Origin of the sequence: Carbonicoccus niuqiaonis (assembly GCF_050157065.1) — a bacterium.
GTDB lineage: Bacteria > Actinomycetota > Actinomycetes > Propionibacteriales > Propionibacteriaceae > Avipropionibacterium.
Genome location: NZ_CP189573.1, coordinates 3,514,627 through 3,534,838, shown reverse-complemented (window position 1 = coordinate 3,534,838; position 20,212 = coordinate 3,514,627). Strand labels below are relative to the sequence as shown.

The following is a 20,212-nucleotide window of genomic DNA, read 5'->3' as shown; positions in this document are numbered from 1 at the left end:
CGGCTGGCCAGGTGAGGTAGCAGATGCAGGAGTGGGCGCCTGGGTGTCCGGTGTTCTTCCAGCAGGTGTGGCCGCTGGTCGTGGTGCCGCAGGATTTGTGCGCCGGCGGGCAGGTGTTCATAGGGTCCTCCATGCGAGGTCGGTGGGCTGGTTGATGTGCCCGCACGGGCGGCAGGCGAGGAGATATCCGGCCTGCGCCAGGCAGTGGAGCCGCCGGTTGGTCTTGCGGGCGTGGGGGAGACAGGTGGGGCCGACGATGATGCGGCCGCAGTTCGGGCAGTGGGCCTGCCGGGCGACGCGTTTCGTGCAGTTCTTCTCGGTGCACTCGGTGGGGAAGTCGAGCGCGGCGAGTGTTGCGAAGTCTGCGGCGGTGAACGTCATGGCTTCGGCTCCCATCGGATGCACGCCGGCCACGACTTGCGCATGTCGGGCCCGTGGTTGCCGTGCTTCGCTGCGACCTGGCACTTCCAGCCCTTGAATGTCCGGTTCTGCTTGAACCACAGGTGTTTGCAGTCGGCACAGGTCCGGTCGGTGTCGCGGATGATCATGAGCCCGGTGGCGGGGTGGATGCCTTGGGCGATCTGGTCGCGTCGCTTCGCGGTCAGCCGGGCGTCGTGGCCGAGCCCGTCGTACGGGTCGACGGACGGTTCGGGTTCGTCGGTGCCGGGGTAGTCGTCGAACATTGATTCAGTCACGGGTCTTCGCCTCCTGTTCGAGGCGGACGATCTCGCGGTCGACGTACCAGCGCGCCTTGCGGAGATCGGTCAGTGCGTCGCCCTTCAACCCGGCACGCCACAAGTACTTGATCGCGTTGCCGACGCAGAAGTTGAGGTGCTCGGTGATGGTGATGCACTCGACTCCGGACGGATGTGACCGGTAGTGGTCGGGGTTGGTCGGGTCGGTCATGGCTGTGACCCGTCGTTGTCCGGGGCGGTGCGCATCGGTGCGATGCAGATCGTCGCCCCGGCCCGCTCTGCCGGTCCGCACCACACCTTCGCGGTCAGGTTCCTGACGATGTATGCGTCGTCGGTGATCGCACCGCCCTGGGTGAGCGCGTCGAACGAGCTGCGCTCGAGCTTGTCGATGTCGCCGCGCGTTGCCGGCCGACCGGATACGGGTCGGCGGACGGCTTCAGCCGGCTCGCGTTCTTCCCTGTCCCGTAGTGCGATTTGGGCCGTTCGAACCGGAATGTGATCGACACGAACACGGGCCCGGGTGTGCAGGGGATGTCTTGGACGTGGATGGCGGCCTTGATCGCTTCGCGCCACGGCATGACCGCTTCGGATGATTCGCGCATGCTGTAGCGGGTGCGGATCTTGGAGCCTTGTGGCGCTGGGTTGCCGTGGACAGTGAAACTGATCATGACGGCGTCCGTTCGCGGCTGATGGTGTGGGCGCAGTCGCGGCACACCTGCAGCACCACACCGTTGTCGAGCTCGAGCGTCCGCCAGCCGACCGACCGGGCCAGCTGGACCGACAGGTCGTGATCATCGATCAGGGGCTGGGTCTTGGTGCACCAGGAGCAGCGGATGTGCCAGCGGGTGGTGAGGTTCAGATCAGGCAGGTCAGGCATCTGATGCTCCTTGTGTGGCAGGGACCGTGCGCGCATCGGTCTGCTTGGCGGCGACCAGCAGCGCCCGGTAATCGATGTGGGGGCCGTAGATCGCGACCCCGTCGAGGCGGAACCACTCCCGGCACTCGTGCTCCTCGTAGCCCTTGATCAGCCCGAAGATCGCTTGGACGATCTCGGAGTCGGTCATGTGGCGAGACAGGTACGCCCTCCCGGACTTGCCGACCCCCAGTTCGCCCGTGATCGAGTCACGTCGCTCGACTGTGAGCTGGATGAACCAACGGCCCCTCGGTAGGCCGTCCCGCCGGATCAGCAACCCCATCGACCGGGCGTGATAGGTGATCCGCTTCGCGAGCGCGTCAACTCGGTCGGCGAAGTCGTCGCGGTTGCTCGGCCACTGAGAGGTGATCATCGATCCGCCTCATCGGTCTCAGCGAGCTCGGCGAAGTCGTCGAAGTCGGCGACCAGCGCCTCATCCAGGGCGACGATTCCGCGGACCGTGACGACCAGCAGTGCGCGACCGCGACTGTGACCGCGGTACCGACGAGCAGGGTCGGGATCAGGAGGGCCGGCATGTCATTCACCACCGTTCTCGACCGAGATGGTGACGCGTGGTTTCCCGGCGACGGTCTGGCAGGCCTCGTAGTCGGCGCCGGAGAGGACCCGCTTCGCCAGCATTGCGCTCACTGTCGACTTGACCTCGGTGATCGCAGCGACGAGATCGGGCGACAGGACTTCGCGGGCACGCGTCTCGTTGAACCTGCGGGTGGGGGTGACGGTGATCTTGTGCCCGTCGGGTAGGAGGTGGGCGCCGTCGCCGCCGGTGATGGTGCGGATCTCTTCCTTCTTCACCTGGTCGAGCCGTTCGGTGACCGTGGCGAGCGCGGTGGTGAGTTGGTCGTGGGTGTGGGCAAGCTCGGCGAGCCGGGCGGTGATGTCGACCTGTGTGGAGGTCATGTGCTGGTGTCCTTTCGGGTCGGGCGGATGTTGAGGCGTGCGGTGACGTGCTTGAGGGCGAGCTGGTGGGTGGGGTAGTAGCGGTGGATCGGCGGCCGGCCGACGCGTCGCTCGACGACGACCCACGGGTGCGGCACGAACACGTCGGGCAGCACCTTGTGCCTGTAGACGGTGAAGCGCTTCATGAGCAGTCACCCCCATGGCGTGCCCACGGGTCCTCGCCGACGACCGTGCGGATCCGCGCCCGTGTCTCCGCCGACAACTTGGGCGGGTACCTGCGGTCGAGCTCGGCGTCGCGAGCGAGCTCCTCGCGTGACGGGACGTCGTCGTGGAGCTCCTCGAGCTGGCGGCGGAGAGACCAGGTCATCAGGCAGCCCTCCGCTGACGATCCCGGCGGGCCTGCTCGATCAAGCCGACCGTGACGCCCATGCGGGCGGCGATCTCATCGAGGCTGGTACCGCCGTCGAGGAGCCAGTCGACGTCGTCCAGGTCGACCGTTGCCGGCCTTCCTGTCGGCCGCGTGGACGGCGTGTCGGTTTCAGGGACGGCGTACGGGTTGTCCAGGTCTTCGTCGTCCCACGCCAACGGTGGTGCCCATCCCCACGAGCGGGCGAGGTTCCGTGCCCGGGTTGCGGCTTGCTTCTCGTAGCGGGTGGTGCCGGGCGGCGGCTGGTCCCACAGTTCGTCGTACAGGGCACGGACCTTCGCCGCGGTGGTGGTGGTGACCTGCCCGCGGGTGCCATGGATGAGGGCCCAAATGTTCGCCGATGTCCAGCCGAGGCGGCGTCCGAGCTCGCTGCCGGACCAGCCGCACACGATGAGGGCTTGGAGTCGGCGGACCGTGCCGGCCTGGTGGACCAGCGCGCCGCCGGCGAGGTTGAGCTTGACGGCGAGGAGCTTCTCGGCGACCTGCCGGGTGACCCGTTTGCGTGGTGGCCGGTGCTCTGGGTGCTCGGGTTGGTGTGGGTACTTGCCGTACAGGACGTGTCCGACGGTGGAGGGTGTGACGCCGGCGGCGTGGGCGACGGACTTCCAGCCCATGCCCTGATCGGACAGGTCGCCAGATGCTTGCGGACGAGCTCGGCGTCGACGTACCGGTTGTACCGGCCGTACAGCTTCGCGCGTGACCGGACGCGTGCGGCATCGGTGTTAGCCGCGGTGCACCAGCGGCACCTGCAACGGTCCACGACGTACGTGGTGCGGGACCCGTGAACGTGGGTGACGCGCTTGTGGGTACACGTCTGGTTGGGTGTGCCGGGCGCCGGGTCCTCCCCTGCGCCGGCACCCGGCACGATTGTGGTGGTGGCCATCAGAGGACACCGCCTGCGGTGGTGGCCGACATCTGCCGGCGGGGCCATTCAGTGAGCTCGGATTCGGGGATCGCCCACCGCGCCCGCACGGAGCCGCGCGGGGCGAGGTTCATGCACTGGATCGCCGTCCGGTCCCGGCCCTTGCTGGATTGGTATTGGGCACAGCGGGTGCGGATCTCGTCGGCGGTGAGGGGCAGGACCTTGGATGCCTGCTCGGGGCCGATCCAGCCTGGCGCGAGTTTCGGGGCTGGCATCACCGCTCACCACCCGGGATGACGAGGAGGGTGCCCGCCTGGTCGAGGGGCACGGACGCGTTGGTGTAGCCGCCGCCGACAGGTTCGAGCGCGATCAGTTGCCCGACGAGTCCGCTGATGCGCCACCGGACTGTGCCGTTGCCTCGGCGGACGATGGTCCCGACCGGCAGGTGCGCTGGGAGGTTGGGCATCACTGCTCACCTCCTCGGTAGTGGATGGCGAGCATCGACGCGATCCCGGCGGCGCCGGCGGCGATCAGGTAGTCGATGTGGTGGACGAGCCCGGCGACGATGCAGGCGAGGCCGGCAGCTGCGACGAGGCCGGCCGCGGCAAGGGCGAGGATGGTCTTCTGCTGCTTGGTCACGACCGGCCGCCCGCCTGTGCTCGTGCCCTGAGCTCAGCCAGCGCGGCGTGCGACTCTTCTGCCAGGCGTGCGCCGTTGTTGCGCAGCCAGTCCGATGTCAGGAGGTAGCGGGCTCGCTGGTCTGGTCGTTGCTGGTGAAGTTGCCCATCAGGTCGAGCAGGTCGCGGAGCTCGGCGACGTCTGTGGGGTTGGGCCCGGTGCTCATGCCGTGGTTGGCGGCGGTCATGCCGTCACCGCCGCGGCACGCTGGGCGAGCTCCTGCTCGAGCCCGTTGACCAGGTCCGGGTTGACTGCCGGCCAGAGCGGGATCACGCGCCCAGCTCCGAGGTCGATGGGGAGGACCGCCAACAGGTCGCGGGGCCGACGGGAGTCAGTCATCTCGGGGGTCGACGCGATGATGAGCGTTCCGCCGTCGCTGATGTACAGGCAGAGGGAGTAGTCGAACGGGCCGGTCGCGCGGGCCTCGATGGCGTCGGCGAGGCTGGCGTGGTAGCTGGTGGGTGTCTTCATTGGTTTCTCGTCTTCTGTGGTGTGTGGGCCGTGGTGATGCTGGGTGCGTTGCCGCGGTCAGGCCGCGCGTCGCTTGGAGTCGGCTACAGGCGACATCGAGGGTTCAAAAAGGAATCCGGGCGGGCACCCCAACGCCTCCTCGATGGATCGGGCCGTGCGGAGAGAGCACGTGTTCCGGGATGTCGGCAGCTTCGGGTCGCGGGTCAGGTGGCCGACAGCCGCGTGCTTCAAGCCGGCCTTGCGGGCGAGACCTCGGGAGCTGAGCTTGTGGAACGCCATGTACTCCCGCAGTGCTCGGTGTGACTTCAGTTTCACGATCAGCCTCCAGGCGTCCAGGTGGTGCATGTTCCTCCTTCAATGTAGGCGATGTGTCGTTTGTAGTCAACGACGTCCTACAGTGTAGGCACCTTGTGCCTACGGACGCAAGCCCAGATTTAGGCACGTCAGGCGGGACGCCAGTCGTACAGCGCTGTAGTTTGTAGTCGTGTCTGCCTACAGTCGAGTTGCTGCGCCTCTACGTGTCACCGGAGCATGGAGCCATGACGGCACTGAGTGAGCTCCTGAAGCGAGCGAACGACCAGCGCCGGATGTCCGTGAGGGCTCGCGCCGACAAGATCGAGGGGCGGCTCCACTTCGCCACACTGGCTGACTACCAACGCGGTAACCACCCGGAGCACCCAGACGAGCAGACGTTGCAGGCCCTGGCCGACGCATACGACCTGCCACTCACAGCGGTTCACCAGGCGGCCGGCGTCCAGGTCGGCGCAGGCGAGTGGGTCCCACCCCCAGAGGTTTCCCGGCTCGACCCTCGTCAGCAGGCGGCGATCACAGAGCTGATCATCGCCATAGCGAAGGGGAGTGGTGGCGATGCGGAAGCCACCCAAAACACACCGCCGACCCCGGCCGGCAAACAAGACGCCGGGGACCAGCTACAACCAGGCGGCGTGCGGCCGCCGGTCGACGACCTGGCCGACGTGATCATCGACGACGAGATCATCCCCCACCGCGAGCGCCTGCCCCCTGGACACGAGGCAACCGTGCACCAGTTCCCCAGCCCACCCGAGCTGCCTGACGACATCGACGAGCTCGCCGCCCGCACCGAGCAGCAGGAGCCGGCTGGTACCGTCGCCGGCGCGAGCAGGACGAGGCGTCCGAACAACTCAACGATGAGAAGAAGGAGTAGCAATGCCGAAGCAGGGTTACGAGCGGATGAAACTACTGGTGACGGTCAAGACGTACCCGACCCCATCGCAGAATCACGTGGAGACGGTGTGTGTCGCCGGCGTGCGTCTGGACGGTCCGGAGCCGTCCTGGGTGAGGCTTTACCCCATCTCATTCAGGGCGATGGACTATGCCGACAAGTTCAAGAAGTGGCAGATCGTCGAGATTGATGCCGCGCCACGCGGGTCGTACGACCCCCGGCCGGAGTCGTACAAACCGGATCTGGAATCGCTCGCTTCAGCTCGGCGAAGCGATTGATACGAAGAAGAATTGGACGCGAAGGCGCGAGCTCATCGGTCCGCTGCTCGGAGCGACCACAACCTGCGATCTGGTCGCGGCGAACCGGGCGGTCACGATGGACGTCGGCGCGCCCTCGCTGGGGCTTGTTCGGCCGACCGTGACCAGGGTGGAGCTCCTGCCAGGCAAGGACTGGTCACGAACTCAGCTGACCAAGGTAGAACGAGCTGCGCAGGGCGACCTCTTTACGCCACCACTCAATCAACTGAAGCCCGTCCCGCATCGAATCCGGTACCACTACCACTGTGAATCTCCTAGCTGCGACAACGGCCACAAGCAAGAAGTGCTTGACTGGGAGGTTGGGTCTTCGGGGCACGCGTGGCAGAAGATTTACGGTGACCTGACCGGCCAAAAGGTCTTGGAAAAGTGGGAGTCTATGGTGGCTGACACCAAGGACACGTATTTCTTCATCGGGAACCAACATCAGTACCGGCAGTCCTTCTCGGTGCTGGGCGTGTGGTGGCCAAAGAAGACCTAGACGGTCACCAGCCGTACATCGGGCACCTGTCGCCGGATCGCGTCGGCGACCATCCTGCGGTGACAGTGCGAGTGGTCACGCTCGAAACACAACAGGGCTACCGATCCGCCTTCGAGTAGCTCGCGGACGTGGGCTAGCGCCTCCTCGGCCTGTTGGTCTTGGAGGACCCGGGCGAACCGTTCCCGGCTAGCCAAGCTGCCAGCACGGTACCCGTCGCGGTTGTCCTTCGGGTTGCCGAGCTCGCGGTGATGCACGTATCGGATGCCGGCAGCCTCGAGCTTCTCCGCGAGGCGAGTCTTGGACAAACCAGGCTTCCGAGAGATGGGGGTGAGTCGGACATCGACGAGGACAGTCACGTTCTCGGAGACGAGCCGCTGGACCAGGTCGTCAGCGTCGCGTCCTTCGTAACCGATCGAGACGAGGGAGGAAAGTTCGTGCATGGGGTCAGTCTGACAGACTTCAGTACGAGTGTTCGCATTCTGCGACTTTCCGCGGCGTCAGCGGATCCTGTCTGCCCCGGCCACTACGGTCAGGATCCATGCCACCGCCACAGCTGCCGCACCCCTGGCGGGACCTCCGCACCAACCACCCCCACATCGACGTCCACTGGGCCGACCTGCCGCACGGCATCTGGGCGCTGACTGACGGGGTTGCCCGGATCTGGATGCACCGTGGTCTCGTCCAACGTGAGCGACGCTCGACCCTCGCGCACGAGCTTGTCCATCTCCGCCGGGACCACCGCGGCTGCCAACCGCCCAGAGTTGAACGTCAGGTCCGTGCTGCTGCGGCCGCGTGGCTGTTGCCGGACATCACCGCGGTAGCCGATGCCCTGTGCTTCTACGGCGACGACTACGACGGCGCAGCGGACGACCTGTGGGTCGACGAGCCGACGCTGTGGGCCCGGCTCGACCCGGTGCACGCGCCGGCCGCAGAGCGGGCGTACGTGGCAAGAAGGTTGGAGGAATTGTGAACAGCGGAACTGTCGGTGGCCCTGTCTATACATGTGGACAGGCGCATCGGGCGCCTGCACACCAACGAAGGAGAACATCATGAACGAGCTCAGGATCCCGAACACGAAGTGCAGGACCTGCGGTCGTTCACTCACGACGAAGACGCACCAGAGCCGAAGCCTGGGCGGGCCCGGCCCAACCAAAACTGTGCGCGTGTGTGGCAACCGAGAGTGCCCGATGGGCCCTGGCAGCCTCGGCGGCGGCGGTGACCAGAGCTATGACTGACATCGACCGCAGGATCATCGAGACCTGCCACCTGCCCCGGCCACAGCGGCAGCGGGTCTCCGACGACCTGCAGATCCGCACAGACGAGTACCACCTGCGCCTCGCGAAGCTGATCGATGACCCAGAAGCGCTGCGCAAGTACCCGGGTGTCGTCGGCCGGCTCCGCAGGATCCGCGACGACCGGCGCGCCGCGAGGTCGCTGCGGAGTGTGTCATGGGGGTGATCGACCTGTGGGTCGGCCGGGACGACCAGCCCACGAAGCGTCACGGTCGCGGGCTGCGGTACCGGGTCACCCATCCCGGTCACCCGACGAAGAGCTTCCGGACGAAGACCGAGGCCGACCAGCACTGGCGCACCCTCGCGACCGCCACGCCCCGGCCGGTGCGGAGTCGGTCGGGGCGATGGTCGACATCTGGAAGGCAGGGAAGCAGCACCTGGCGCGGAAGAGCGTACTCGCGGCGAAGGCTGACGCGTCGCGGGTCCGCGCCCGGTGGGGGACCGTGCCGGTCACCGAGGTCCGCCACGACGAAGTGCAGGTGTGGATCGCGTCGATGACGTCGGAGCGCGGCAAGGGCGACCGGCTGGTGGTGCGCCCAGCGGCGAACGCCACGCGGGCGAAGGCGCTGCAGTGCTTGCGGGGTGCCCTGAAGATCGCGATCGACCGCGGCATGCTCGACAAGAATCCGTGCGAGGGGATCAACCCGGGGCAGCTGCGGCGGGTCGAGCCGCAGTACCTCGAAGCGGACGAGCTGGTCGCCCTGGCTGTGGGCGCGGGCGTGTACCGGGCCATGGTGATGATGCTCGGCACGACGGGGATCCGGGTCGGTGAGGCGGCAGCGCTGAACGTCGGCGATGTCGACGTGCGGCGACGTCGTGCCCGGGTGCGGAAGTCGAAGACCGGGATGGCGCGGGATGTGCCGGTCCCGGCCAGTGTGCTCGCGATGCTGCCGCTCGAGCGGGCGAAGGGTGAGCCGTTGTTCACCGCGCCGCGTGGCGGTCGGGTGGACGTGGACAACTGGCGCGAACGGGTATGGGAGCCGCTGGTCCCGTCCGGGTTCCGCATCCATGATCTGAGGCACACTGCGGCTTCGTTGGCGATCGCGTCGGGTGCCGACGTGAAGGCGGTGCAGCGGATGCTCGGGCACGCGACCGCAGCGATGACGCTGGACCTGTACTCACACCTGTGGGATCGAGGGCTGGATGATGTCGCCGCCGTACGAATGGATGGCCTGCTCAGCGGCGGGGACGCGTGACCTCGACCCTGGTCTTGCCGTTGACGATCTGAGAGACGTGTCCGCTGGATACCCCGAACCTGCGAGCAAGCGTCGCCTGGGACGATCCTGACTCGTGGAGGGTCCTGATCTCGGCAACTTGGACGTCCGTCAGCTTGTGGCGCATGCGCTCGCCGTTGGGTGCTCGCCGCTTAGTCACTTTGTCGACGGAGTTGTCGGTGCGCGTGCCGAGGAAGAGGTGGCCCGGATTGACACAGGGTGGGTTGTCGCAGCGGTGAAGGACGCAGAGGCCATCAGGGATCGGGCCGACCCACGCCTCGTAGGCGACGCGGGAAGCGATCGCCCATGTCCTGCCCGCGAGCTTGATCCGAGGGTGTGGCCGCGTTGTCGTGGTGCGCAGTTCCCAGCATCCTGTGGGGGTTACGTCCCATCCGCGGTGCTCAAGTCGTTCGACTGGCGTCGCGTTGCGTGGTGCCCGCTGCAGTGTGCCCTGGTCGAGTTGGCCGGCTCGCAGTCTCTGCCGGTAGTGAGTGTCGCACCATCCGCGCCGGGTGGCGACGTGGTCACATCCGGGAATGGTGCAACTCATGCTAGACAGTCTAGGGCACCTGTGGGACCGCGGTCTCGACGACGTCGCGGACCGGATGGACGCCATGATCCGGTAAGGATCTGGGTAAGACTGGGCCATGTTGCAGGCGGGGCGGTAAGCCGATCCGGTAAACGATGACGGAGTGCCGTCGGGGCCGGTTGGGGAACGTCGGGGATTGCGAGAGAAAGAACAAGGCCCCCCGGCTTCCCTTGTGTGGCAGGGATTCCGGGGGCAACGACGGTCTGGTGCGGTGGTGGCCAGGGCCGGGGTCGAACCGGCGACCTTCCACTTTTCAGGCGGACGCTCGTACCAACTGAGCTACCTGGCCAAGGTGTTGGCAGCAACACAAAAGCGGCGACGCTGTGACATCACCGCTGGGCGACCCCGACGGGACTCGAACCCGCGACCTCCGCCGTGACAGGGCGGCGCGCTAACCAACTGCGCCACGGGGCCTGGTGTGTTGCATCGCTGCCAACCGGCGAAACAATACCTGACCGGGACGGCCTGTGCCAATTCGCGCGTTGACTCATCCAAGATGCCCGCGTGGGTGGGGTCGTTGACTCATCTCAAGATGCCCGCGTGGGGTGGACCCTCGTGGGATGGAGTTGACGTTGACGCAGCGGAAGGCGATCACGCAGGCGCAGCTGGCGAAGTGGCCGAAGGCGACCCGGGCCGAGAAGGGCGCGATCCTGGACGCGGTGTGTGAGGTGACGGGCTGGCATCGTGACCATGCCCGCAAGGCGATCCGGACGATGCTGGCCCAAGGCGACACCCCACGCCCGCGGAAGGCCCGGGAACCGGTGCGGCGCTATGACGATGCCGCGGTCGAGGTGTTGACCCGGTGTTGGGCGGTGCTGGACGGACCGTGTGGCAAACGGCTCCAGCCCGGGATCGATGCCGCGTTGGACAACCTGGCCCGGTTCGGCCACCTCGACCGGATCGACCCGACGGTGATCGCGCAGGTGCGTGCCATGTCGGCAGCCACGATGGACCGCCGGCTGGCGCCGGCCCGCACCGGCCTGGTGGCGCAGCAGGGCATGTCCCACACCCGACCCGGATCGTTGTTGAAGACCTCGATCCCGTTGAAGACGTGGGCCGAGTGGGACGACACCCGGCCCGGGTTCATCCAGATCGACCTGGTCGGCCACGAGGGCGGCGACAACAACGGCGAGTTCCACTACACCCTCGACGCCACCGACGTCGCGACCGGCTGGACCGAGTCGATCTCAGTGCGGTCCAAGGGCGAACGAATCGTCGCCACCGCGTTGGAACAACTCCAACTCCGGTTCCCGTTCCACCTCGCCGGCATCCACTCCGACAACGGCTCCGAGTTCATCAACCACCACCTGCTGCGCTGGTGCGCCAGCCGCCAGATCAGCTTCTCCCGCGGCCGGGCCGCGCACTCCAACGACCAGGCCCACATCGAGCAGAAGAACTGGTCAGTGGTCCGCCGCAACGTCGGCTACCACCGCTACGACACCCGCCGCGAGCTCACCCTGCTCAACCAGCTGTGGCCGCTGGTGTCGTGCCAGGTCAACCTGTTCCTCCCCCAACAAAAGCTCGTCGAGAAACACCGCACCGGCGCGAAGGTGTCGAAACGCTACGACCAAGCCACCACCCCGCTGGACCGGCTCCTCCGCGACCACCCCGACCTGCTCGACCCCCACGACCGGACCCGACTCGAAGCCCTGCACCACGACACCGACCTCCTCGGCCTGACCCACCAGATCGCCGACCTTCAAGGCAACCTCCTCGAACTCGCCCGCCGCCGAGGCCAGGTCCAACGCCGCGCCAAGACCAACCACGTCTACCTCAGCCGAACCAAACTCAACCGCCCCACCACGCGGGCATCCTCAGATGAGTCAACGACCCCACCCACGCGGGCATCTTCAGATGAGTCAACGACTCACACCAAGCGGGCATCTTGACATGAGGCATCAGGATTCGAGGACGGTCCGCGGTACGACCGTGCTCAGCGGCCCACCAGCGATCGGGCGAGGGTCGCCAGCTCGGTCGGTTCGGTGGCCCCCGCATCGTTGATGATCACCAGCCAGACCCGCGGCCCGGAGTGGGCCACCACCTCGCTCCAGCGCTCCGGTCCGTACGACCGTCGGCCGGCGTACCACGCCGCCTCTGACTCGAGCTCGGCAGCGGCGGGCATGCCGTTCTGCTCGGGGCAGCTGCCCAGCACCTCACGGTAGGTGCGGGCGTACGCAGCGGCCTGTCCGGCGTCGGCGAACTGCAGCACCAAACCGTTCCCCGGACGGCCCTGGGCGTCGGCGTACGTCCCGGCCAGTGCGTGCTGCGCCACCGGCCAGCCACCGCCTGGGTTCGCCTCGCACGGCGGCATCGCCTCCCAGGACGCCTGTTCGCCGGGCACCTCGTGCACCCACGTCCCGTTCGGGACGTACTCACCTTCGGCGGCCTCCCGGGCGTCCGGTCTGAACCCGCCCGGCAACTCGGCCGGCAGGTCCGCAGCCGTCAGCGACCCGGCGGTCGAGGCGGCCTGGGCCGTCGGCCGGGGCGGCTGGGCCCGTGGGGTCGGGGTCGACGACGGACCCGCACCGGGGGAGGAGCTTCCCGACGGGCCCGAGGGCCCGGCCGTCGCCGGCACGACGGTGCCCGGCGGGGTGCTCGGGGCCGGCGGTGTGGTGGTGGGCCCGGTGCAGCTGGCCAGCAGCACCGCCCCGGCCAGCCCGAGCCCGACGACGAGGCGCCGTGTCGGGAACGGATGCGGGGCCATCAGCGCCGCTCGAAGTGGTGGTAGTCCCGCCCGGGCGACCAGCGGCCACCCCAGAACCAACCGCGCGACTCCAGCGCCCGGGTCATTGGTGAGCTGGTGGTCATCACCGCGAAGTGGGTCTGCTTCCGGTTCAGCACGGCCCCGAGGATGTAGGGGTGTCCGTTGCTGGGCCACCAGGTCCCGTTGCGGTCCCGGTACGGGTTCTGCACGGTGTTGGTGTCGATCGCGGTGCCGTACGAGTGCGGCGACACTGCGTACGGGTTGCCCACCACTGGCCGGCAGTTGAAGCCGGAGGTGTTGTTGTCCTGCATCATCGGCGGATCGGCACCACCCCACTCGTTCGGGTTCTCGATCTGCGCGAACCGCCAGCGCGCGTTGAGCGCGTCGGTGAAGGCCGCGACCACCTCGCTCGCCAGGTGGTCCCGCACGATCAGCTCGCCACGATGCAGCAGCCCGTCGAATCCCCAGTAGTTCATCTCGATGGTGCGCAGGTTCGCCGGCCCGACCGGGCATCCCGAGCGGTACGTGTGCAGCACGTCGGCCGCGGTGGTCCGTCGGATGACCGCACGGATCTCGTACGAGACGGTGATCCTGCCCGGCGCCCAGGTGATCGTCCCGTACTGGAACGACTGTCGGCACGACCCGCCACTGCACACCTCCGCCCCGGTCGGGTACGCCAACGGGCTCCGCTCCCAGCCCATCGACCGGTAGGTGTCCCGGATCGCGCCGAGCACGGGATGGGCACCGACCCCACCCACGTAGTACATGTGGCCGTGCTCGAACTTCTGGTAGCAGCCACCGTCGCGGATCCCGCACGACTCGGTGGAGATCGGGTAGCCGAGCTGGCCGTTCTCCCAGCCGAGGCCACCCCAACGGGTGCCGATCGACCCCCAGATCGGGTTCGCGCCGACACCGGGGACGTAGTAGAAGATGCCGCCTTGGAAGCGCTGGAAACAGCCGCCGTCGCGGAGGCCGCACTGCTCGGGCCCGGTCGGGTAGCCGAGGCGGCTCCGCTCCCAACCGAGCGACCCCCAGCGGTTCATGATCGCGCCCCACGTCTCGTGGGCCCCGCTGGCCCGTGACCAGTGGATGTGGCCGTTCTCGAACTTCTGGAAGCAACCGCCGTCGCGGATGCCGCACTGCTCGCCGGTGATCGGGTAGCCCAGCGCGCCGTTCTCCCAGCCCAGATTGCCCCAGCGGCCACCGATGGCGCCCCAGACCGGCTGCGCTCCGACACCGGGCAGGTAGTACACGTTGCCGAGCTCGAACCGTTGGAAGCAGCCGTCGTCGCGCAGGGTGCAGTGCTCCGGGCCGGTGGGGTAGCCGAGTCTGGAGGCCTGCCAGCCCAAGCCGCCCCAGCGGTTCATGATCGCGCCCCAGGTCTCCTGGGCGCCGGTGTCGGGGGACCAGTAGATCCGACCACCCTCGAACACCGCCATCCGGCCGCCGTCGGGCAACTCGGTCTCGGCCGCGGTCTGCTTGCCCAGCACGCCGTCCTCACCGCCGAGGTCGGCGTACCGCTGCTGGATCGGGGTCACCGCCCGGGTCGACGCCGACGGGGGGCTGGTCGGCGGTGTCGACCGCGGCGCGCTGGGCGACTTGCCCGGCCTGCCGGCGGTGGGTGTCTCCTCCGGCTTGGTTGGCGTGGCCGACGTGGTGGGCGACTCGGGGGGATTGCTGGGTGTGGTGGGCGTCTCGACAGGCTCGGTGGGCGTTGCAGGTGTGGCCGTCCCGGCGGGCTGGCTGGGCGTCTCGACAGGCTCGACGGGCGTGGACGGCGTGGTGCCGGGCGTGGCCGGTGGGGTCGGGGATTCCGCGTAGGCGTTCCACGGCAGTGCGATGCTCGCGATCAGGACCAAGGTGGTGATCATCGCCGGGATGGTGGGGCGGGCCATCTGTTCTGCTTTCCGTCAACCGCTGGGTGGCGGTCGATGTCGGCCGCCGACCCGTACGGGGGGTGGTTTATGCAGAGTTTACGATTGGCCGCAGCCGAAGGTTGCCTGCGACGTGCAACGGATTTTGAAGTCGGGGCGCCCACCTCGTGGTCCGCACAATGGCCGCATTTGGTCCATCGGGCGGACTTTGACATGGTGTGCCCATGACTGAGCAGCTGGCCGGTGTCCTTCCGGTGATGCAGACCCCCTTCGACGCCGACGAGAACCTTGATCGCGCCGCGCACGCGCGGCTGCTGGACTGGACGTTCGACAACGGCGCCGACGGCATCGTGGTCGCCATGGTCTCGGAGGTGCTGCGGTTGACCGCGGCCGAGCGGGACGAGCTGAACGCCGTCACCGCCCAGGCCTGTGAGGGACGCGGCACCAGCGTCGCCAGCGTCGGAGCCGAGTCGACCCGGATCGCCGTCGCGCACGCCCGTACGGCACAGGCTGCCGGCGCGACCGCGCTGATGGCGACGCCGCCGATGCTGACCCGGCTCGACGAACCCGCGCTGCGGCGCTACTTCGCCACGGTGATCGAGACCGTCGACATCCCGGTCGTGGTGCAGGACGCCAGTGGGTACGTGGGCCAGCCGCTGTCGGTGGAGCTGCAGGCCGGCCTGCACGCCGAGTTCGGTGATCGGGCGATGTTCAAGCCCGAGGCCCACCCGATCGGTCCCCGGATCACCGACCTGTTGGACCTGACCGACGGCAAGGCTCGCATCTTCGACGGTACGGGTGGCCTCCACCTGGTCGACACCCACCGCCGCGGTGTGGTCGGCACGATGCCGGCCGCCGACCTCATCTGGGCGCTGTCGGCGCTGTGGCGGGCGCTGGAGGACGGCGACGACGACCGTACCTATGCGATCGCGGGTCCGTTGGCGCAGATCGTGTCGCTGCAGACCACGCTGGACAGCTTCGTGGTGATCGAGAAGCACCTGCTGCAACAGCAGGGCGTGCTCGACGACCCGCGGATGCGCGGCCCGGTCGCCGCCGGGATCGACGACCACACCCGCGCCGAACTGGATCGTCTGGTCGTACGGCTTCGGGCGGCCGTCACCGCGGCCTGAGGGGCGTCACGGGAAGGTCGTCAGGTGAAGGTCGCCGCCGCATTCTGACGGTTGTCCCGCAGAACTGTTGACAGTTTGCAGCGACTGCGCTTTCCTTGCGGCAACCCTCAGGAAGGTCCAATGATGCGCCCCACTGCCGTGTTGTCCGCGCTTGCCCTCATGGTGTCCCTCGTCCTCGTCCCCGGCGTCGCCACCGCCACTGCCACCACCGTGCCCGAACCCGATGACGGCGGGGTCGGGCACCGACTGGCGTCCCGCCTCACCGGCGAGGACATCGCCATCAGTGAGGCCCGGTTCGCCGGCGCCGCCGGGACCGCCTCCCGCTTCGACGACGTCGAGTCATTGGGCTTGCGGGAAGGGATCTCGCTCGCCACCGGTACCGCCGACTCGGCCGTGACGCGGACGTCGGGTGACGCCGACCTGACCGACCTGTTGCGCGGTGCCGGCATCGGCCGGACCTCCAAGGAGGCCTCGGTCGTCGAGTTCGACCTGGTGCCGACCTCGGACACGCTGGCCTTCCGGTACGCCTTCGCCTCCGACGAGGCCGGGGAGTCCGGCCAGCCGGACGTGTTCGGGTTGTGGGTCGACGGCGTCAACGTCGCGACCACCGAGTCCGGCGGCCCGGTCACCGCCCGGTCGGTGCTGGCGGACGCGACCCCGGCGCCCGAGTTGGGCTACGCCGCGGTGTCGACCGTACGAACCGCCATCGCGACCGTGGTGCCGGGAGAGTCGGTGCACGTCAAGATCGCGATCGCCGACGCCGGCCACGCCACCGGCAACAGTGCGGTCTTCGTCGAGGCGAACAACCGCATCCCGGTGGTCGGCGACCCGGTGTTCACCGAGGACTTCGAGAACGGGATGCCCGGTTGGGAGTTCCCCCGGCCGTACACGTTCGAGACCGTCGACGACGGCACCGGCAACATGGTGCTGACCACCGACCCGGACACCCCCGGCCTGCAGCGGGCAGTCACCGGGTCGGAGGAGTGGCGCGACTACACCGTCAGCGCCCGGGTCCGTACGGTCGAGTTCACCAAGTCGCGCGCCTGGGTCAGCCTGGTCGGCCGCTACCTCGACGACGACAACTACTACCAGGTGCAGATGATGGGCAACGCCCAGGACACCAGCATCACGATCCGTCGCCGGGCCGCCGGGGCGTACACCTATGTCGCCCAGCGCCACGACTGGGCCGCCCCGGTCGGGGAGTGGGCCGACATGACCATGGTGCTCAGCGGCGCGCTGATCGAGTTCTACGTCAACGGCGAACTGGTGATCAGCGGAACGGATCATGTCCTCACCCACGGCCGGGCCGGGATCCAAGCCGACCTGGGCTCGGAGGTGCAGATCGACGACTTCACCGTCTCCCCGGTGACGAACCCGGCCGTCACCGGGCCCCCGGTCGCCGTGGCGGCCGGTACCTACTACGCCTCGCCGACCGGGGACGACGACAACCCCGGCACCGAACAGTTGCCGTGGCGCTCGGTGACCAAGGCGTCCCAGGTCGCCGGCCCCGGCACGACCGTGGTCTTCGAGGACGGCACCTACGACGAGACCCAGACCACCACCTTCACCAACAGCGGTACGGCGACCGAACGGATCGTGCTGCGCTCCCGCAATCCGCACGGGGCCAAGATCATGTACCACGACCTACCGGCCTCGAAGCTCAGCATCATCGACCGAAGCCACATCACCATCCAGGGCTTCGAGATCACCGAGAACGTCCCCGGACCGACGACGGCCGACATCTTGGTCGAGGTACGGGAGGGCGCACACCACGTCCACATCCTCGACAACCACCTGCACGGCGCGTACGAGGAAGGTGTCAAGGGCTACCTGGTCGAGGGCATGGTCGTCCGCGGCAACCTGATCGAGGACATGGAGCACGAGGGCATCGACTTCGTGAACGTCTGGAACAGCGTCATCGAGAACAACGTGATCCGCGACGTCGGGCGGGTCGGCCTGCTGGCCAAGGGTGGCTCGGTGGACATCGCGATCCGCAACAACGTGGTGACCGCGCTCAACCGCACGATGATGACCGGGGCCATCTACCTCGGCGGCTCGACCGACGGGATCTCGACCAAGGATCCGACGCTGAACGGCTTCGAGGCCTGGAACATGGTGGCGTACAACAACATCGTGCACGGCACCGTGATCGACGGGGTCCCGACGATCCCGAATGCGTTCTCGTTCACCGGCGCCAAGGACAGTGCGGTCTTCCACAACGTCGTCGTCGGTGCCCGGTACGGGGTCTACCTCGCCAGCGGCGGTCACCTGCCGACCGGCTGGGAGTGGAATCCGAACAACGTGAACGTCACCTTCGCCAACAACATCGTGGTCGACGTCGCGGCCGGGTACGCCATCCGGGCCGGCACCGAGCACGAGAACTTCGTACACGACCACAACCTGTACCACCAGACCGACCAGGCGCCGCCGGTCGAACCGGGTGGGGTGTACGCCGACCCGCAGTTCGTCGCGGTCGGCACCGACTGGCGCCTCGCCCCGACGAGCCCGGCCCGCGACGCGGCGCCGTGCATCCCGACGTTCACCCTGTTCGACGGCTCGACGATCAACGTGCTGGGCGACTTCGACGGGGAGCTGCGTACCGGGACGACGTGCTCACTGGGTGCCTACCGCTGAGCGGTCGGGCCAGCCGCCTCCGCGCAGGCGCCGGAGAAAGGACAAGGCCCTGAGTCGCGACACCGTGTGAACGATGTCGCGACTCAGGACCGTTGCATCCCCAACGGGATTCGAACCCGCGCTGCCGCCTTGAAAGGGCGGTGTCCTAGGCCGCTAGACGATGGGGACCTGTCGGACCATTCTAAGCGCTGACAGCACGAACCGCCCAAACCCGGGGTTCGGGTGGGCGGTCCGTACGGGCCAACAGTCAGGCTCCGGCGAGCAGGTCAGGCCCGGGTGGTGATGTGGATGTGGTTCTTGTGGTTCGCGTTGTCCGAGCCACGGTCTGCCATCCAGCGCCAGCCCTCACTGTTGCGCTTCACGTTCCAGATGCGCTGGTCGTAGATGATGTACTCGATGCCCAGCGAGCCCGCGTTGGCGCGGAGCCAGTTGGCCATCTCCCAGCCCTGCTTGTTGGCCGCGGAGCTCTGGTAGTTCGCCAGCATCACGTCCAGCGCACGACCCGACGGGTGGTCGGGCAGTGAGTCCGGACGGACGCCGTTGTACCAGGAGATGCCGCTGGGGTAGCGGTTGTGGACCGCATCCAGCACACCCCCTGTCCGCGACGTCAGGCCGCTCAGTCCGGTGCCCTTGACCGGTCCGGAATCGCTGCCGGCGCGTGGCGCCGAGGTGCTCAGGTAGCGGGCGTTCACCCAGCGGACCGCACCGTTGTGGACGATCTGGGCGACGCCGTTCTGCTGGACGCCGGTGATGGCCAGCTTGGTGCCGGTGGGCACGTCGCCGAGGTTCTTGAAGCTGGACGTCGACGTCGTCCTGACCATCAGCGCCGTGGTCGCCCACCGGTGGCCGACGACCTTCGGCAGGGCCGGCTTGGCGGGGCCGCTGGTGTCACGGGCGAGGTAGTGCGCGTTGACCCAGCGCACGGCACCGTTGTAGATGATCTGGGCGACACCGTTCTCCTGCTTGCCCGTGATGGACAGCTTGGTGCCCCGGGGGACGTCGCCGAGGCTGTGGAAGTTCGACGACGAGTTGGTCCTGATCATGAGGGCGGTGGTCGCGATCCGGGTGCCGGTGACGCTCGGCAGGGTGCTCGAGCCGCTGCTCGACGCGCCGATCGTGTCGCTCAGGTACTGCGTCGCGACCCAGCGGGAGTGGCCGCCGTACCGGATCTCGGCGTAGCCGTTGCGGTAGGCGCCGGTGGTGGCCACGGTGGTGCCCCGGGCCAACACGGTGACGACGCGGTAGCCGGTGCTGGGACCGGTGCGGACGTTCAGTGCGGTGGTGGTCTTGCGGCCGGCCGGTTTGCCCGACACCGTCGTCGAGTCGGCGGCGTTCGACGTCGTCCTGCCGCCGGCGGCCTTAACGTACCGGCTGGACAGCCAGGCGCGCTTGCCGTTGAACTTCACCGGGGTCCACCCGTTCTGGGCCACCCCGTCCGCGGTCACCAGCTGACCGGGGTACAGGCCACCCACGATCTGGTGGTTGAGCCCCGGGCCGGAGCGGACGTTCAGTGCCGTCCAGGTTGTCAGTCGCGCGCCGTCCGCAGTTGCAGACGGCATGCTGGCCGTGGCCGCGATCCCGGCCGTCATGGTGACGGCCGCAACCACACCCACGAAGCGTCTTCCTCGTCGCACAGCACGAGTCGTCACAGCAGTGGTCCTTCCCGACGGCCTTCCCGGACCATCGCGAGACAGATGCATGGAGTTGTCCAGTCGGGAACTGCAGCTGTGGTGACGCTTCCCCGGCGACTGTGTCGCTTTCCCTCGACACACTCGCCACGCCAGTCACAGCTACCCCAGACGTGTCAGGACTTTA

Annotated in this window: 28 protein-coding genes and 3 tRNA genes; 8 read left to right on the top strand and 23 right to left on the bottom strand. The window is 68.0% G+C overall.

Annotated elements, in window-relative coordinates; genetic code table 11:
• Nucleotides 1-117: 117 nt before the first annotated feature.
• The 15 genes from ACQBAU_RS16180 to ACQBAU_RS16110 form a co-directional block, all read right to left on the bottom strand.
• Nucleotides 118-381, bottom strand: coding sequence for a hypothetical protein (locus ACQBAU_RS16180; protein ID WP_465255621.1), 264 nt, complete (start codon nt 379-381; stop codon nt 118-120).
• Nucleotides 378-695: a hypothetical protein gene (locus ACQBAU_RS16175; RefSeq protein WP_465255622.1), complete on the bottom strand. Its 318-nt coding sequence runs from the start codon at nt 693-695 to the stop codon at nt 378-380. Before ACQBAU_RS16175 ends, ACQBAU_RS16180 begins: the two co-directional genes overlap by 4 nt.
• Entirely contained in the window at nt 688-906 is a 219-nt protein-coding gene (locus ACQBAU_RS16170; RefSeq protein WP_465255623.1) for a DUF3310 domain-containing protein, read from the bottom strand. The genes ACQBAU_RS16175 and ACQBAU_RS16170 overlap by 8 nt, the downstream gene beginning before the upstream one ends.
• Nucleotides 903-1,268 (bottom strand): RusA family crossover junction endodeoxyribonuclease, encoded by a 366-nt coding sequence (locus ACQBAU_RS16165; protein WP_465259385.1) that lies wholly within the window; start codon nt 1,266-1,268, stop codon nt 903-905. The genes ACQBAU_RS16170 and ACQBAU_RS16165 overlap by 4 nt, the downstream gene beginning before the upstream one ends.
• Nucleotides 1,269-1,359: 91 nt before the next feature.
• The gene (locus ACQBAU_RS16160) at nt 1,360-1,572 is read right to left on the bottom strand and encodes a hypothetical protein (protein ID WP_465255625.1); all 213 of its coding nucleotides are present in this window, start codon (nt 1,570-1,572) and stop codon (nt 1,360-1,362) included.
• Nucleotides 1,565-1,981 (bottom strand): hypothetical protein, encoded by a 417-nt coding sequence (locus ACQBAU_RS16155; protein WP_465255626.1) that lies wholly within the window; start codon nt 1,979-1,981, stop codon nt 1,565-1,567. Before ACQBAU_RS16155 ends, ACQBAU_RS16160 begins: the two co-directional genes overlap by 8 nt.
• Nucleotides 1,982-2,145: 164 nt before the next feature.
• Complete coding sequence (locus ACQBAU_RS16150; RefSeq protein ID WP_465259384.1) at nt 2,146-2,526, bottom strand: hypothetical protein; 381 nt, start codon at nt 2,524-2,526, stop codon at nt 2,146-2,148.
• On the bottom strand, nt 2,523-2,711 hold the full coding sequence (locus ACQBAU_RS16145) for a hypothetical protein (protein ID WP_465255629.1): 189 nt from the start codon (nt 2,709-2,711) through the stop codon (nt 2,523-2,525). The genes ACQBAU_RS16150 and ACQBAU_RS16145 overlap by 4 nt, the downstream gene beginning before the upstream one ends.
• A complete protein-coding gene (locus ACQBAU_RS16140) occupies nt 2,708-2,893 on the bottom strand; it encodes a hypothetical protein (RefSeq protein WP_465255630.1) in 186 nt (61 codons plus the stop codon). The genes ACQBAU_RS16145 and ACQBAU_RS16140 overlap by 4 nt, the downstream gene beginning before the upstream one ends.
• Entirely contained in the window at nt 2,893-3,567 is a 675-nt protein-coding gene (locus ACQBAU_RS16135) for a hypothetical protein (RefSeq protein WP_465259383.1), read from the bottom strand. The genes ACQBAU_RS16140 and ACQBAU_RS16135 overlap by 1 nt, the downstream gene beginning before the upstream one ends.
• 268 nt (nt 3,568-3,835) lie before the next feature.
• The gene (locus ACQBAU_RS16130) at nt 3,836-4,090 is read right to left on the bottom strand and encodes a hypothetical protein (RefSeq protein WP_465255632.1); all 255 of its coding nucleotides are present in this window, start codon (nt 4,088-4,090) and stop codon (nt 3,836-3,838) included.
• Nucleotides 4,090-4,281, bottom strand: coding sequence for a hypothetical protein (locus ACQBAU_RS16125; protein ID WP_465255633.1), 192 nt, complete (start codon nt 4,279-4,281; stop codon nt 4,090-4,092). The genes ACQBAU_RS16130 and ACQBAU_RS16125 overlap by 1 nt, the downstream gene beginning before the upstream one ends.
• Nucleotides 4,281-4,454, bottom strand: coding sequence for a hypothetical protein (locus ACQBAU_RS16120; RefSeq protein ID WP_465255634.1), 174 nt, complete (start codon nt 4,452-4,454; stop codon nt 4,281-4,283). Before ACQBAU_RS16120 ends, ACQBAU_RS16125 begins: the two co-directional genes overlap by 1 nt.
• 97 nt (nt 4,455-4,551) lie before the next feature.
• Nucleotides 4,552-4,680 (bottom strand): hypothetical protein, encoded by a 129-nt coding sequence (locus ACQBAU_RS16115; protein WP_465259382.1) that lies wholly within the window; start codon nt 4,678-4,680, stop codon nt 4,552-4,554.
• Nucleotides 4,677-4,964, bottom strand: a complete 288-nt coding sequence (locus tag ACQBAU_RS16110) for a hypothetical protein (protein WP_465255636.1) — start codon at nt 4,962-4,964, stop codon at nt 4,677-4,679. Before ACQBAU_RS16110 ends, ACQBAU_RS16115 begins: the two co-directional genes overlap by 4 nt.
• A gap of 539 nt (nt 4,965-5,503) precedes the next feature.
• On the opposite strand from ACQBAU_RS16110, the gene ACQBAU_RS16105 reads away from it, so the two are divergent.
• Complete coding sequence (locus ACQBAU_RS16105) at nt 5,504-6,355, top strand: hypothetical protein (protein WP_465259381.1); 852 nt, start codon at nt 5,504-5,506, stop codon at nt 6,353-6,355.
• Nucleotides 6,355-6,960 (top strand): hypothetical protein, encoded by a 606-nt coding sequence (locus tag ACQBAU_RS16100; RefSeq protein ID WP_465259380.1) that lies wholly within the window; start codon nt 6,355-6,357, stop codon nt 6,958-6,960. Before ACQBAU_RS16105 ends, ACQBAU_RS16100 begins: the two co-directional genes overlap by 1 nt.
• Here the strand turns inward: ACQBAU_RS16100 and ACQBAU_RS16095 are convergent.
• Nucleotides 6,957-7,400, bottom strand: coding sequence for a DUF488 domain-containing protein (locus ACQBAU_RS16095; protein WP_465259379.1), 444 nt, complete (start codon nt 7,398-7,400; stop codon nt 6,957-6,959). The two genes, ACQBAU_RS16100 and ACQBAU_RS16095, sit on opposite strands and share 4 nt — an antisense overlap.
• A gap of 98 nt (nt 7,401-7,498) precedes the next feature.
• Here ACQBAU_RS16095 and ACQBAU_RS16090 point away from each other — a divergent pair, with 98 nt between their 5' ends.
• From ACQBAU_RS16090 to ACQBAU_RS16080, 3 genes are all read left to right on the top strand, one after another.
• Complete coding sequence (locus ACQBAU_RS16090) at nt 7,499-7,930, top strand: ImmA/IrrE family metallo-endopeptidase (RefSeq protein WP_465255640.1); 432 nt, start codon at nt 7,499-7,501, stop codon at nt 7,928-7,930.
• Nucleotides 7,931-8,187: 257 nt separating this feature from the next.
• Nucleotides 8,188-8,418: a DUF3263 domain-containing protein gene (locus ACQBAU_RS16085; protein WP_465255641.1), complete on the top strand. Its 231-nt coding sequence runs from the start codon at nt 8,188-8,190 to the stop codon at nt 8,416-8,418.
• 178 nt (nt 8,419-8,596) lie between these two features.
• Nucleotides 8,597-9,448, top strand: coding sequence for a tyrosine-type recombinase/integrase (locus ACQBAU_RS16080; RefSeq protein ID WP_465259378.1), 852 nt, complete (start codon nt 8,597-8,599; stop codon nt 9,446-9,448).
• On the opposite strand, the gene ACQBAU_RS16075 is transcribed toward ACQBAU_RS16080, so the two are convergent.
• The 3 genes from ACQBAU_RS16075 to ACQBAU_RS16065 all read right to left on the bottom strand — a co-directional run bounded on the left by ACQBAU_RS16075 (nt 9,429) and on the right by ACQBAU_RS16065 (nt 10,469).
• Nucleotides 9,429-10,016 carry an HNH endonuclease gene (locus ACQBAU_RS16075; protein ID WP_465259377.1) on the bottom strand — a complete coding sequence of 196 codons (588 nt, stop codon included), beginning with the start codon at nt 10,014-10,016 and terminating at the stop codon, nt 9,429-9,431. The two genes, ACQBAU_RS16080 and ACQBAU_RS16075, sit on opposite strands and share 20 nt — an antisense overlap.
• A 251-nt stretch (nt 10,017-10,267) precedes the next feature.
• Nucleotides 10,268-10,344, bottom strand: a tRNA-Phe gene (locus ACQBAU_RS16070).
• 51 nt (nt 10,345-10,395) lie between these two features.
• Nucleotides 10,396-10,469: transfer RNA gene (locus ACQBAU_RS16065), tRNA-Asp, on the bottom strand.
• A gap of 146 nt (nt 10,470-10,615) precedes the next feature.
• On the opposite strand from ACQBAU_RS16065, the gene ACQBAU_RS16060 reads away from it, so the two are divergent.
• Nucleotides 10,616-11,944 (top strand): integrase catalytic domain-containing protein, encoded by a 1,329-nt coding sequence (locus ACQBAU_RS16060; protein WP_465255644.1) that lies wholly within the window; start codon nt 10,616-10,618, stop codon nt 11,942-11,944.
• A 44-nt stretch (nt 11,945-11,988) separates the two neighbouring features.
• On the opposite strand, the gene ACQBAU_RS16055 is transcribed toward ACQBAU_RS16060, so the two are convergent.
• Both ACQBAU_RS16055 and ACQBAU_RS16050 read right to left on the bottom strand, forming a co-directional pair.
• Nucleotides 11,989-12,759 (bottom strand): hypothetical protein, encoded by a 771-nt coding sequence (locus tag ACQBAU_RS16055; protein ID WP_465255645.1) that lies wholly within the window; start codon nt 12,757-12,759, stop codon nt 11,989-11,991.
• Nucleotides 12,759-14,654 carry a M15 family metallopeptidase gene (locus ACQBAU_RS16050; protein ID WP_465255646.1) on the bottom strand — a complete coding sequence of 632 codons (1,896 nt, stop codon included), beginning with the start codon at nt 14,652-14,654 and terminating at the stop codon, nt 12,759-12,761. Before ACQBAU_RS16050 ends, ACQBAU_RS16055 begins: the two co-directional genes overlap by 1 nt.
• Before the next feature lie 203 nt (nt 14,655-14,857).
• Between ACQBAU_RS16050 and ACQBAU_RS16045 the strand changes: the two genes are divergently transcribed.
• Nucleotides 14,858-15,763 (top strand): dihydrodipicolinate synthase family protein, encoded by a 906-nt coding sequence (locus ACQBAU_RS16045; protein ID WP_465255647.1) that lies wholly within the window; start codon nt 14,858-14,860, stop codon nt 15,761-15,763.
• Nucleotides 15,764-15,922: 159 nt separating this feature from the next.
• Entirely contained in the window at nt 15,923-18,397 is a 2,475-nt protein-coding gene (locus tag ACQBAU_RS16040; RefSeq protein ID WP_465259376.1) for a choice-of-anchor L domain-containing protein, read from the top strand.
• Nucleotides 18,398-18,492: 95 nt separating this feature from the next.
• Here ACQBAU_RS16040 and ACQBAU_RS16035 read toward each other — a convergent pair.
• Together ACQBAU_RS16035 and ACQBAU_RS16030 are read right to left on the bottom strand one after the other, a co-directional pair.
• Nucleotides 18,493-18,565 (bottom strand) — tRNA-Glu (locus tag ACQBAU_RS16035).
• Between the two features lie 98 nt (nt 18,566-18,663).
• The gene (locus ACQBAU_RS16030) at nt 18,664-20,010 is read right to left on the bottom strand and encodes an SH3 domain-containing protein (RefSeq protein ID WP_465255649.1); all 1,347 of its coding nucleotides are present in this window, start codon (nt 20,008-20,010) and stop codon (nt 18,664-18,666) included.
• Between the last annotated feature and the right edge of the window lie 202 nt (nt 20,011-20,212).